The organism is Streptomyces sp. NPDC048462 (assembly GCF_043200175.1).
GTDB lineage: Bacteria > Actinomycetota > Actinomycetes > Streptomycetales > Streptomycetaceae > Streptomyces.
This window is the reverse complement of the sequence record NZ_JBICXG010000008.1, coordinates 156,374-168,926: the sequence shown is the minus strand read 5'-3', so window position 1 is coordinate 168,926 and position 12,553 is coordinate 156,374. Positions and strand designations below refer to the sequence as shown.

General features: G+C 72.5%; 9 protein-coding genes. 6 read left to right on the top strand and 3 right to left on the bottom strand.

All coding sequences use genetic code 11. The features are described 5' to 3' along the window. Positions 1-191: 191 nt before the first annotated feature. A complete protein-coding gene (locus tag ACGFU6_RS16515) occupies positions 192-2,051 on the bottom strand; it encodes an ABC transporter ATP-binding protein (protein WP_393611421.1) in 1,860 nt (619 codons plus the stop codon). Continuing rightward, a complete protein-coding gene (locus tag ACGFU6_RS16510; RefSeq protein WP_393611419.1) occupies positions 2,048-3,946 on the bottom strand; it encodes an ABC transporter ATP-binding protein in 1,899 nt (632 codons plus the stop codon). The genes ACGFU6_RS16515 and ACGFU6_RS16510 overlap by 4 nt, the downstream gene beginning before the upstream one ends. Before the next feature lie 165 nt (positions 3,947-4,111). Here ACGFU6_RS16510 and ACGFU6_RS16505 point away from each other — a divergent pair, with 165 nt between their 5' ends. The 5 genes from ACGFU6_RS16505 to ACGFU6_RS16485 all read left to right on the top strand — a co-directional run bounded on the left by ACGFU6_RS16505 (position 4,112) and on the right by ACGFU6_RS16485 (position 8,848). After that, positions 4,112-4,999 (top strand): hypothetical protein, encoded by an 888-nt coding sequence (locus tag ACGFU6_RS16505; RefSeq protein WP_393611417.1) that lies wholly within the window; start codon positions 4,112-4,114, stop codon positions 4,997-4,999. A gap of 103 nt (positions 5,000-5,102) precedes the next feature. Next, positions 5,103-6,041: an ABC transporter ATP-binding protein gene (locus tag ACGFU6_RS16500; RefSeq protein ID WP_393611415.1), complete on the top strand. Its 939-nt coding sequence runs from the start codon at positions 5,103-5,105 to the stop codon at positions 6,039-6,041. Position 6,042: 1 nt separating this feature from the next. Continuing rightward, positions 6,043-6,831: an ABC transporter permease gene (locus tag ACGFU6_RS16495; RefSeq protein WP_393611414.1), complete on the top strand. Its 789-nt coding sequence runs from the start codon at positions 6,043-6,045 to the stop codon at positions 6,829-6,831. A gap of 46 nt (positions 6,832-6,877) precedes the next feature. After that, a complete protein-coding gene (locus ACGFU6_RS16490) occupies positions 6,878-8,149 on the top strand; it encodes a sensor histidine kinase (protein ID WP_393611412.1) in 1,272 nt (423 codons plus the stop codon). Positions 8,150-8,197: 48 nt separating this feature from the next. After that, positions 8,198-8,848, top strand: coding sequence for a response regulator (locus ACGFU6_RS16485; protein ID WP_393611411.1), 651 nt, complete (start codon positions 8,198-8,200; stop codon positions 8,846-8,848). A 9-nt stretch (positions 8,849-8,857) separates the two neighbouring features. Here ACGFU6_RS16485 and glgX read toward each other — a convergent pair whose 3' ends face one another. Continuing rightward, positions 8,858-11,134, bottom strand: coding sequence for a glycogen debranching protein GlgX (gene glgX, locus ACGFU6_RS16480; RefSeq protein ID WP_393611410.1), 2,277 nt, complete (start codon positions 11,132-11,134; stop codon positions 8,858-8,860). A 154-nt stretch (positions 11,135-11,288) separates the two neighbouring features. On the opposite strand from glgX, the gene ACGFU6_RS16475 reads away from it, so the two are divergent. After that, entirely contained in the window at positions 11,289-12,521 is a 1,233-nt protein-coding gene (locus tag ACGFU6_RS16475; RefSeq protein WP_393611408.1) for an Ig-like domain-containing protein, read from the top strand. The last annotated feature ends 32 nt before the right edge of the window (positions 12,522-12,553 follow it).

Genomic DNA, 12,553 nt, shown 5'->3' with positions numbered 1-12,553 from the left:
CGGATCGCCACATCGCAGTCCACGACCCCGACAGGTCCCGGAGCCGGTAGCACGTGGTGCGCTGAGTGACCAGCGCCGCGCAGACCTCGCGTCCCGGGGCCGCCGGACCGGGGGCGGGTACTGGGAACGGATCAAGCTGTCCAGCGAGGCGCGGGGCTCTGTCCGGACCGGAGTGCCGGTCCGGACAGCCCTCAGACCAGGCTCTCCCGCCACACCCGGTGCAGCCCCGCGAACCGGCCCGTGCCGCCGATGAGTTCGGCGGGAGCGCCGTCCTCCACGATGCGGCCGTCCTCCATCACCAGGACCCGGTCCGCGATCTCCACGGTGGACAGCCGGTGGGCGATCACCACCGCGGTGCGGCCGTGCAGCACGGTGTCCATCGCCCGCTGCACCGCACGCTCGCCCGGGATGTCGAGGGAGCTGGTCGCCTCGTCGAGGATCAGCACCGCCGGGTTCGCCAGCAGGGCGCGGGCGAAGGCGACCAGCTGGCGCTGGCCCGCCGAGATCCGGCCGCCCCTCTTGCGTACGTCGGTGTCGTAGCCGTCGGGCAGGCCGCTGATGAACTCGTGGGCGCCGATCGCCCCGGCGGCCCGCTCGATCTCCGCACGGGTCGCGTCCGGGCTGCCGATCGCGATGTTCTCGGCGACGGTCCCCGAGAACAGGAAGGCCTCCTGCGTCACCATCACCACCCCGCGCCGCAGTTCGGGCACGGCGAGGTCCCGCAGATCGGTGCCGTCCAGCAGCACGCGGCCGTCGGTCGGGTCGTAGAAGCGGGCCAGCAGCTTGGCGAGCGTCGACTTGCCGGCGCCCGTCGAGCCGACCACCGCGATCGTCTGGCCGGCCGGCACGGTCAGATCGAAGCGGGGCAGCACCTCGCCACCCGTGCGGTAGGCGAAGCTCACCGAGTCGAAGGCCACCTCGCGGCCCGGCAGTTCGCCCTTGAGCGGCGGCAGCTCCCGGGGCTCCAAGGCCTCCGGGACCGTCGGGGTCTGGGCCAGCAGACCCGCGATCTTCGTCAGTGAGGCCGCCGCCGACTGGTAGGAGTTCAGGAACATGCTGAGCCGGTCGATCGGGTCGTAGAGCCGCCGCAGATACAGCACCACCGCGGCCAGCACGCCCAGGGCCAGGGTGCCGGAGGCGACGCGGTAGGCACCCCACAGCACGATCGCGGCCACCGCGGTGTTGGCGATCAGCCGGGACCCGACGACGTAACGCGCGTTCTCGATCATCGCGTCGCCGTTGGTCCGCCGGTGCTCGTGGTTCAGCTCCCGGAACACCGCGTCGTTGACCGGCTCCCGGCGGAACGCCTGGACGGGGCGGATGCCGTTCATCGTCTCCGCGAACTTCACGATGACCGCGGCGATCGCCGTCGACCGGGCGGCGAAGATGACTCCGGCCCGGCGCTGGTACTGCCGTACCAGCAGATACAGCGGGGCGAACGAGAGCACGGCGACCGCGCCCGTCGCGAGATCCAGCCAGAGCAGCACCAGGGAGATGGAGACGAAGGAGAGCACGACCCCGATCAGCTCCTGCAGCCCCTCGCTGAGCAGCTCGCGCAGCGCCTCCACATCGGTGGTGGAGCGGGAGATCAGCCGGCCCGAGGTGTACCGCTCGTGGAAGTCCACGCTCAGCGCCTGGGCATGGCGGAAGATCCGGCCGCGCAGATCGAGCAGGGCGTCCTGGTTGACCCCCGCCGAAGCCCTGATGAACGCGTACTGCATGGCTCCGCCGCCGGCCGCGCAGAGGCCGTAGCCGAGGCCCACCGCGATCAGCGGACCGTAGTCCTCGTCCCGGAACGCGGGCACCCCGCTGTCGATGGCGTACGCGACGAGCAACGGACCCGCCTGCACCGCGATCTGCTGGACCAGCAGGAACAGCGCGGCCACCACCACCCGGCCGCGGTGCGGGCGCAGCAGCGACAGGAGCAGCTCGCGCGTCGCGCCACGGGGCGTGGGCAGGTCGTCGCGGTCGAAGGAGTCCCTGGGCGCCGGGGCCGGCGCGGCCTTCTCGTCGTCGTCTTCCGTGGGCCGCCCCGTCGTGGTGCTGGTCATCGGCTGCTGCCCTCCTCGGCAGGGGCGTACGCGCCCAGGATCTTGTCGGTGGGGCCGGGGCCCGGGGGAAACGCGTCCTCGGCGTCCGGCAGGTCGGCGCCGGACATCAGCCGGGCGTACTCGGGGTTGCCGCGCAGCAGTTCCTGATGGGTGCCGACGGCGCTGATCCGGCCCTCCGACAGCAGCGCCACCCGGTCCGCGAGCATCACGGTGGACGGCCGGTGGGCGACCACTACCGCCGTGGTGTCCCGCAGCACGCTGCGCAGCGCCGCCTCGACCAGCGTCTCCGTGTGCACGTCCAGCGCGGAGAGCGGGTCGTCGAGGACCAGGAAGCGCGGCCGGCCGACGACGGCGCGGGCCAGCGCGAGGCGCTGGCGCTGACCGCCGGAGAGGCTCAGCCCCTGCTCGCCCACCTGGGTGTCCGTGCCGTGCGGCAGATCGTGGACGAAATCGGCCTGGGCGACCGACAGGGCCCGCCGCAACTCGTCCTGGCCGGCTCCCTCGGCGCCCATCAGGACGTTCTCCGCGACAGTCGCGGAGAAGAGCGTCGGCTCCTCGAACGCCACGGACACCAGCTCCCGCAGCCGCTCGCGCGGCATCGCGGTGATGTCCTCGCCGTCCAGCGTGATCCGCCCCGAGGTGGCGTCGTGCAGCCGGGGCACGAGCGCGGTGAGCGTGGTCTTGCCGCAGCCCGTCGCCCCGACCAGGGCCATCGTCTCGCCGGGTCGGATGCGCAGATCGATCCGGTCCAGTACGGGAGCGGAGTCCTCGGCCGCGTCCGGGTAGCGGAACCGGACGCCCTCGAAGACCATGCCGCCCGCCCCGGAGGCATCCGGGAGGACGTCCGACGCGGCGTCACCGGACGGGCCTGCGGCCGCCGCCCCGCGCGCCACGGTCCCCTCCTCCTCGGCCACGTCCATCACCTCGAAGAACCGCTCGGTGGCCGACGCCGACTCCTGGCTGATCGCCAGCAGGAAGCCGATCGACTCGACCGGCCAGCGCAGCGCCAGCGCCGTGGAGAGGAAGGCGACCAGCGTGCCCGCCGAAAGGCCGCCGTCCGCCACCTGGACCGTGCCGAGCACCAGCGCCGCCCCGATGGCGAGTTCGGGGATCGTCGTGATGAAGGCCCAGATCCCCGCGAGCAGCCGCGCCTTCTCCAGCTCGGTGGCCCGCAGCCGCTGCGCGAGGGCGCGGAACGCGAGGGCCTGGCTGCGGTGCCGGCCGAATCCCTTCACGATACGGATGCCGAGCACGCTCTCCTCGACCACCGTCGTCAGGTCCCCGACCTGGTCCTGGGCCCTGCGCGCCACCAGTGAGTACTTCGCCTCGAAGACCGAGCACAGGATCATCAGCGGCACGACGGGGATCAGCAGCACCAGGCCCAGCGTCCATTCCTGGCCGAGCAGAATCACGAAACCGACCACGATCGTGGTGGAGTTGACCACCAGATAGGTCAGCGGGAAGGCCAGGAACATCCGCACCAGCATCAGGTCCGTGGTCCCGCGCGACAGCAACTGGCCCGACGGCCAGCGGTCGTGGAAGGCCACCGGCAGGCGCTGCAGATGCCGGTACAGGCCGTCCCGCATCGCCGCCTCGACACCGGCCAGCGGACGCGCCACCACCCAGCGCCGGAGACCGAACAGGAACGCCTCCGCGATCCCGAGCAGCAGCAGGTACAGCGCCCCGAGCCAGACACCGCCCGGATCCCGGTCGGCGACCGGACCGTCGACCATCCACTTCAGCACGAGCGGGATCACCAGCCCGAGGCAGGAGGCGACGACCGCGATCAGGACGGCGGACGAGAGCCGGGCCCGCACCGGCCTCACATACGGCCACAGCCGCATGAGGGAGCGTGCGGCGGAACGGTCCTTGGGCTCTACATGTTCTTCGGGCATCACGAGCGAGCCTACGGTTCACCACTGACATCGCTCATCCGAATTTCGGCCCCGGCCGCAGCTTGACGCAAAGCGCACCGCGTCCGATATTTGGTCGGCCCCGGGGGAGGGGCGGCTGTCGCGGGTCACGCGCGGCCGGGGTGGTGAACATCAGGGGCGGGAAACATGACGACGACCGACGTGTACAACGAGCGCTGTGAGCAGCTCTTTCTCGCGGGAGGCCTCGCCGGGGTCCGGCGCACCGCGACCCAGGGGCTCGACGAGGCGGGACCGCACGCGGATCTGTACTGCTGGCTGGCCGTTGCGCACGCCTCGGAGGACGACGACGACCACGACACCGAGGCCGAACGCGCCTTCCGCAGAGGGCTGGCCCTGGACGCGGACCACCTCGGACTGCTGGCCGGATACGCCGAGCTGTGCCTGCGCAGCGACTCCTTCGACCACCCGGGCCGGGCCGCCCGCGCCGCGGGGCTGACCCGGCGCCTCGAAGAGCTCGCCCCCGACTCCGCGGAGAACGCTCAGCTGCGGGCCGCCCGGCGCTGGGCCGGCCGCAGCTACTGGCAGGACCTGCGGATGTCGGCCGCCGAGGCCGGGGCGAAGCGGCTGGAGCGCGAGACCCGGAGCGACGAGATCGCCGAAGCCCTCAGGGGCCGGGGACCGGGGGAGGCGCGGACCGAGGCCCGGGCGGCCGCCGAGGCCCGGCCCGACGACCGGCGGGCCGCCGTTCTCGCCGACACACTCGAAGCGCTCTCCGGACCGGGGAACGGCTGGCTGCGCCGGGCCGCCCGGCACCGTGCGGAGGCGTGGGCGGTGTCGTTCGCGCTCTCGGCGCTGACGAGTCTGCTGCTCCGGACGACCGGAGTGGTCCACGGGTTCGGTCCCTGGGGGCTGCTGTGGATGGTGCCGATGCTGCTGGCCGACGCACGGCTCACGTCGGTGCGCAAGGAGGCCGAACGGCTGGCCGTGGCACGCTTGGAGGCACGGCTGTCGGGGAGCGAGGAGGCCGCTGCCGCCACCGGGCCGGCCACCACCGCGGCCGACGCCGGCGCCTGACGGCCCGTAGGACGGTCGTGGTCCGGCATCAGCCGATCGGCTGATGCCGGTTCGAGCGCGATGGCGGATGCCGCGCGCGGGCCGGGGCCGGGATGCTCGGGGCATGGCAATCATCGAAGTGGACGGGGTGCGCAAGGCCTACGCCGGACGCCCCGCGGTGGATGGGGTGAGCTTCACCGTCGACGAGGGGGAGATCTTCGGGATCCTCGGCCCCAACGGCGCGGGCAAGACCACCACCGTCGAATGCGTCGAGGGACTGCGGGTCCCCGACGCCGGCACGGTCCGGGTCGCCGGGCTCGATCCGGTCGCCGACCACGAGCGGGTGACGCTGCTGCTCGGCGCCCAGCTCCAGGAGAGCGAACTCCAGCCCAGGATCACGGTGGGCGAGGCACTGGAGCTGTACAGCGCGTTCTACCCGGACCCCGCCGACTGGCGGTCCCTGGCCGAACGCCTCGGCCTGCACACCAGGCTCACCACCCGGTTCGGCAAGCTCTCCGGCGGCCAGAAGCAGCGGCTCTCCATCGCGCTCGCCCTCGTCGGAAACCCCCGGGTCGTGGTCCTGGACGAGCTGACCACCGGCCTCGACCCGCGCGCCAGGCGCGACACCTGGCAGCTGATCGAGGAGATACGGGACAGCGGCGTCACGGTCCTGCTCGTCACCCACTTCATGGAGGAGGCCCAGCGGCTCTGCGACCGGATCGCCGTGATCGACAAGGGCCGGATCGCCGCCCTCGACACGCCCTCCGGGCTGATCGCCAAGGCCGGCAGCTCCACCGTCATCGCGTTCACGCCCTCGCGGCCGCTCGACGACGAGGAGCTGGACCGGCTGCCCGGCGCGGCCTCGTGCGAGAGCCGCAACGGCCGCGTCGTCATCAACGGCACCGACGAGACCGTCAACGCCGTGATCTCGCTGCTGGCCCGGCTCCGTGTCACCGCACACCAACTGCGCGTCTCCGAAGCCACCCTGGACGACGCCTTCCTCGACCTCACCGAGCACTCCGCCCCGGCCGACGGCCACCACCTCACGGAACGGGCAGTCTGAGATGGCCACTTCGCACACCGCACCCGCGCCCGGCCCCCGCACCGCGCCCGCCGGCGCCCCGCTCGCGGTGCTCAGGTCCGAGACCCGGCTCTTCCTGCGCGAACCCGGCAGCCTCTTCTGGATCCTCGTCTTCCCGACCGTACTGATGACGGTCCTGGGACTCATCCCGTCCTTCCGGGAGCACGACGACGGACTCGGCGGCCGGCGCGTCATCGACCTGTACGTCCCCGTGGCGGTGCTGCTCGCCATGATCATGGCCGGGCTCCAGGCCATGCCGCCCGTACTGACGGGCTACCGCGAGCGCGGCATCCTGCGCCGGATGTCCACCACCCCGGTGCGGCCCGCCGCCCTGCTCGGCGCGCAGATCGTCCTGCACGGCATCGCCGCGCTCGGCTCCGCCGTGCTGGTGATGGTGGTCGGCCGGCTCGCGTTCGGGGTGCGGCTGCCCGGACAGCCCTTCGGCTACCTGCTCGCGCTGCTGCTGGCCGTGGCCTGCGTGCTGGCCCTGGGCGCGCTGGTCTGCGCGGTCTCCCGCACCACCAAGATCTCGGCCGCCATCGGCTCGGTCGTCTTCTTCCCGATGATGTTCACCGCGGGCGTCTGGGTGCCGGTGCAGACCATGCCGGACACCCTCCGCCGCATCGTCCAGGTCACGCCGTTCGGCGCGGCCTCCCAGGCGCTGGACCGGGCCGCCTCCGGAGCCTGGCCCAGCTGGGCGTACCTCGGGGTGATGGTGCTGTGGGCCGCGGCGGTGGCGGCGGTCGCGATCCGTACGTTCCGGTGGGAGTAGCCGCGGCAGGGGAGACTTCGGCCCCGGGTTCGGGGAGACTGCGGCCATGAGCGCGGGGGAGACGGTGGCCGTGATCCGGGCGGCGACGGCCGAGCAGTGGTGGGAGCGGTTCTTCCGGTACGGACCGTACGGACTGCTCGCCCTGGCCACCTCGGTCTCGGCGACGACCGTCGACCTGATCATGTCCCGCCAGGACGTGTACGCCGTCGCTGTCCTCGTTCCGGTGGCGTTCGCGCTCCAGCTCTGGTGGGGGCGGGTCCGGACCACGTCGGGGCGGACACCGCAGCTCTACTTCGTCGCCCGCACCCTCCTCGCCTTCGCGCTGACCTGGTGCAACCCGTTCTTCGCCATCTTCGCGACGGCCGGATACTTCGACGCCGTCCGGCTGCTGCCGCAACGGGCCGTGCGGGCCGGTCTGCTGGCCACCGCCGTCATCATGGCGGGCTCGCAGTCCGGCAGCGGCCTGCCGCCCGTCAGCCTCATGAACTGGCTCGCCTTCGTCATCCTCTTCGCCCTGCACGGCACCCTCACGATGGTCTTCGCGCAGATCGGCAACCGGGAGGCGGAGCAGGCCCGTACCCAGTCCGACACCATCGCCGCCCTGGAGTCCGCCAACGCCCGGCTCGAACAGGCCATGGCGGAGAACGCCGGGCTGCACGCCCAGCTCCTGGTCCAGGCACGCGAGGCCGGAGTGGCCGACGAGCGCGGGCGGCTGGCCGCCGAGATCCACGACACCATCGCCCAGGGCCTGACCGGCATCATCGCCCAGCTCCAGGCGGTGACCTCGGCAGCGGCCACCGATCCGGAGCTGGCCGGGGAACACCTCGTCCGGGCCACCGCACTCGCCCGGCACAGCCTGGGCGAGGCGCGCCGCTCGGTGCACAATCTGGTGCCGGCCGCGCTGGAGCACGACGACCTCCCCGGCGCCCTGGAGAAGACGGTCACCACCTGGTCGGAACGGACCGGCGTCCGCGCCGAGTTCACCGTCACCGGCACGGCCGAGCCGCTGCACGACGAGGTCGGCGCCACCCTGCTGAGGATCGCGGAGGAGGCCCTCGCCAACGCCGGCCGCCATGCCGCCGCCTCCCGGACCGGCGTCACCCTGTCCTACATGGGCGACGAGATCACCCTCGACGTGCGGGACGACGGCCGCGGCTTCGACCCGGGCGCGCTGGAGCCGTACCGGGGCGCCGGCGGATTCGGGCTCGGCGGCATGCGGGCGCGCGCCGAGCGCATCGCGGGGACGGTCGAGGTGGAGACCGGACCGGGTCTGGGAACCGCGGTCTGCGCCCGGGTCCCGCTCGTCCGGCACGACTGACAGGGCACGGCCGCCCGGCCCCGCACCGGCACAGTACGGTGGGCGGCTATGGCCCAGGAACCCGCGCGCGTCATCACGCTGATCGTCGTCGACGACCACCCCGTCGTACGGAACGGGCTGCGCGGCATGTTCGCGGCGGCGCCGGAGTTCGAGGTGCTCGGTGAGGCTGCCGACGGCGTCGAGGGCGTGGAGACGGCCGTCCGGCTCGACCCGGACGTCGTCCTGATGGACCTGCGGATGCCGGGCGGCGGCGGGGTCGCGGCGATCACCGAACTGACCCGGCGCGGTGCCCGTTCCAGGGTCCTGGTCCTCACCACGTACGACACCGACTCCGACACCCTGCCCGCGATCGAGGCCGGTGCGACCGGATACCTCCTCAAGGACGCCCCGCGCGAGGAGCTGTTCACCGCGGTGCGCGCCGCCGCCGACGGCCGTACCGTCCTGTCGCCCGCCATCGCCTCCCGTCTCATCTCACGGGTGCGCGCGCCCGCCGCGTCCGGCAGCGGGACACTCTCCGCGCGGGAGCGCGAAGTGCTCGAACTCGTCGCGCGGGGCACGTCGAACCGGGAGATCGCCGCCCTGCTGTTCATCAGCGAGGCCACGGTGAAGACCCATCTCAGCCATGTCTTCGCCAAGCTGGGCGCCAAGGACCGCGCGGCCGCCGTCGCAGTCGGGTACGACCGGGGCATCCTGGGCTGAGCGCCGGGCTCACTCCCGTACCCGCAGCAGCAGGACCGATCTCGCGGGCACCGTGAGACCGGTGTCGCCGCGGTGGACCGTGCCCGGCGCGGTGGACTGGTCCTCCCGTGCGGTGTCCAGGACCAGTTCGTAGTCCCGCGCCCAGGGCGGCCCCGGCAGCCGGAAGTCCACCGGGCGGTCACCGGCGTGCAGCACCGCCAGGAAGCTGTCGTCGCTCACCTGCTCGCCCCGGGCGTCCCGGCCCGGGATGTCGCGGCCGGAGAGGTAGAGCCCGACCGTCGCGGCCGGTGCGTACCAGTCCTCCTCCGTCATCTCGGTCCCCTGCCGGGTGAACCACGCCAGGTCCCGCAGCCCGTCCGGGGCCTGCGCCCGGCCGGAGAAGAACGCGCGGCGGCGCAGCACCGGGTGGGTGTGGCGCAGGGCGAGGACCCGGGCCGTCAGCTCGGTCAGCTCCCGCCACCGCGGCTGCTCCAGCAGCGACCAGTCCAGCCAGCTGACCTCGTTGTCCTGGCAGTAGGCGTTGTTGCTGCCGCCCTGGGTGCGGCCCATCTCGTCGCCCGCGACCAGCATCGGCACCCCCGTCGACAGGAGCAGGGTGGTGAGGAGGTTGCGCAGCTGGCGGCGGCGCAGCGCGTTGACCGAGGCGTCGTCGCTCTCGCCCTCCGCGCCGCAGTTCCAGGACCGGTTGTCGCCGGTGCCGTCGCGGTTGCCCTCGCCGTTGGCCTCGTTGTGCTTGTGTTCGTAGCTCACCAGGTCGCGCAGGGTGAACCCGTCGTGCGCGGTGACGAAGTTGACCGAGGCGTACGGGCGCCGGCCGCCCCAGGCGTACAGGTCGCTGGATCCGGTCAGCCGGTAGCCGAGGTCGCGCACGTCGGGCAGGGCGCCGCGCCAGAAGTCCCGTACGGCGTCCCGGTAGCGGTCGTTCCACTCGGTCCACAGCGGCGGGAACGCGCCGACCTGGTAGCCGCCGTTGCCGACGTCCCACGGCTCGGCGATCAGCTTCACCCGGCGCAGCACCGGGTCCTGGGCGATCACCGCGAGGAACGGCGAGAGCATGTCGACGTCGTGCATCGAGCGGGCGAGCGCCGCCGCCAGGTCGAAGCGGAAGCCGTCGACGCCCATCTCGGTGACCCAGTAGCGCAGTGAGTCGGTGATGAGCCGCAGTACGTTCGGCTGCACCACGTGCAGGGTGTTGCCGCAGCCGGTGTAGTCCGCGTATCTGCGGGCGTCGGACTGGAGGCGGTAGTAGCCCCGGTTGTCGATGCCGCGCAGCGACAGCATCGGGCCGAGCTCGCCCGCCTCCGCGGTGTGGTTGTAGACCACGTCGAGGATCACCTCGATCCCGGCGTCGTGCATCGCGCGGACCATCCGCTTGAACTCGCCGACCTGCTGGCCCGCGGTGCCGCTCGCGGAGTATCCGGCGTGCGGGGCGAAGTAGCCGATCGAGTTGTAGCCCCAGTAGTTGTGCAGCCCGCGCCGCAGCAGATGGTCCTCGTGGGCGAACTGGTGCACCGGCAGCAGCTCCACGGCCGTCACCCCGAGGCGCTTCAGATGGCCGATCGCCGCGGGATGCGCGAGTCCGGCGTAGGTGCCACGCAGCTCCTCGGGGATGCCCGGGTGGAGTTTGGTGAAGCCGCGGACGTGCAGTTCGTAGATGACGGAGTCGGCCCAGGGGGTCTTGGGCCGCCGGTCCTCGGCCCAGTCGTCGTCATCGTGGACGACCACACCCTTGGGGACGTGCGGGGCGGAGTCCCGTTCGTCGCGCACGGTGTCCGCGATCTGCTGCTGGGGCCAGTCCCTCACATGGCCGTACACCTCGGCCGGAAGGGTGAAATCGCCGTCCACGGCACGTGCGTACGGATCGAGGAGCAGTTTCGCCGCGTTCCAGCGGGCGCCCGTCCACGGGTCCCAGCGGCCGTGCACCCGGTAGCCGTAACGCTGACCGGCCCGTACGCCGGGCACGAAGCCGTGCCAGATCTCGTGGGTCAGCTCGGTCAGCGGCAGCCGGGTCTCGGCGCCGTCCTCCTCGAAGAGGCACAGCTCCACGGCCTCGGCGCCGCCCGCCCAGAGCGCGAAGTTGGTGCCCGCCACCCCGTCGGGCCCCACCCGGAAGCGGGCTCCGAGCGGCATCGGCGTACCGGGCCACACGGTTGGCGGCCGCTGTCCGGGCCCGGCGGCGGGCAGCTGTCCGGGGCCGGCCGGAGCGGTGGCCGGCCGTTCCACCGCCCGTCCGGACCGTCCCGGAAACGTCTTCGGCACTGTCTCCTGCTCGGCTGCGCTCGACACCTGCTCGCCTCCCGCGGCTCGTGGGGGACCGGCACCGAAAGGGAGCGCGCGGCGTCCCGGCCGCGGCTCCCCGAGTGTGGTCGTCCCCTCTGTTCTGCCCACGAGTGGCCCCGCACTCACGTTTCCCCCGACGGGCGCGGTCGTTGGGGGGGACGTGAACCACGTAGCGAAGAAGGCAGGCGCGAGCCCGGTCACCGTACTGAGACGGTCGGGACTGCTCGTCGTACTGGTCGTACTGGCTGTTCTGACCGGCTGCTCGGGCGCCGGTTCGATCATCGGCGGGAAGTCCCGGTCACCGCAGGAGGCGATCCGGATCACCCCGCAGGACCGGGCCGAGGACGTGAAGGCGGACGCCGAGGTCGGGGTGAAGGTCCCCGACGGGCGGCTGGAGAGCGTCAGAGTCACCCGGATCGAGGACGCGCAGCAGCAGGAGGTGCGGGGCCTGATCGCGAAGGACGGTCTCTCGTGGGCTCCCCAGGGCTCGGCGGGCCGGCTCGGGCTCGCCGCCAAGTACAGCGTCGACGCGGTGGCCCTGGACGGCTCGGGGCACCGCTCGGCCCGCCACACCACCTTCACCACGGTGGTGCCCGAACACCGCTTCATCGGCTACTTCAAGCCGGAGAACCGGTCCACGGTCGGCACCGGCATGATCGTCTCCTTCGAGTTCAACCGCCCCATCACCCACCGCGCGGCCGTGCAGCGGGCGATCCGGGTGACCAGCGATCCGCCGGTGGAGGTGGCCGGGCACTGGTTCGGCTCCGACCGGCTGGACTTCCGCCCGGCGACCTACTGGGAGCCGGGCACCGAGGTCACCGTCGAGGTGGGGCTGCGCGATGTGGAGGGGGCGCCGCAGGTGTACGGCAGCCAGCGCAAGACCGTGCGGTTCACCGTGGGCCGGGAGCAGGTGTCCCGGGTGGACTCGGCCGCGCACACCATGCAGGTGCGCCGGGACGGGCAGCTCGTCTCCACGGTCCCGATCACGGCGGGCTCCCCGACGACGACCACGTACAACGGCAAGATGGTGGTCAGCGAGATGCACGAGGTGACCCGGATGGACGGGCGGACCGTCGGCTTCGGCGGCGAGTACGACATCAAGGACGTGCCGCACGCCATCCGGCTCACCGAGTCCGGCACCTTCCTGCACGGCAACTACTGGTCGGACGACGACATCTTCGGCTCGGCCAACGTCAGCCACGGCTGCATCGGGCTCCGTGACGAGCAGGGCGGCAGCGGGTCCACCCCGGCCGGCTGGTTCTTCGACCGGACACTCATCGGGGATGTCGTCGAGGTCGTCAACTCCAAGGACAAGCAGGTGGCCCCGGACAACGGGCTCAGCGGCTGGAATCTGAACTGGCAGCAGTGGAAGGCGGGTTCCGCCGTGCGCTGATCCCGGCCCGGCTCCCGCCTGCGCGGCCCGGC

Coding starts and splice junctions, on each gene's coding strand:
- ACGFU6_RS16505 (WP_393611417.1), top strand. CDS start 4,112: ATGACGACGACCGACGTGTACAACGAGCGCTGTGAGCAGCTCTTTCTC.
- ACGFU6_RS16510 (WP_393611419.1), bottom strand. CDS start 3,946: ATGCCCGAAGAACATGTAGAGCCCAAGGACCGTTCCGCCGCACGCTCC.
- ACGFU6_RS16485 (WP_393611411.1), top strand. CDS start 8,198: ATGGCCCAGGAACCCGCGCGCGTCATCACGCTGATCGTCGTCGACGAC.
- ACGFU6_RS16495 (WP_393611414.1), top strand. CDS start 6,043: ATGGCCACTTCGCACACCGCACCCGCGCCCGGCCCCCGCACCGCGCCC.
- ACGFU6_RS16490 (WP_393611412.1), top strand. CDS start 6,878: ATGAGCGCGGGGGAGACGGTGGCCGTGATCCGGGCGGCGACGGCCGAG.
- ACGFU6_RS16515 (WP_393611421.1), bottom strand. CDS start 2,051: ATGACCAGCACCACGACGGGGCGGCCCACGGAAGACGACGACGAGAAG.
- ACGFU6_RS16500 (WP_393611415.1), top strand. CDS start 5,103: ATGGCAATCATCGAAGTGGACGGGGTGCGCAAGGCCTACGCCGGACGC.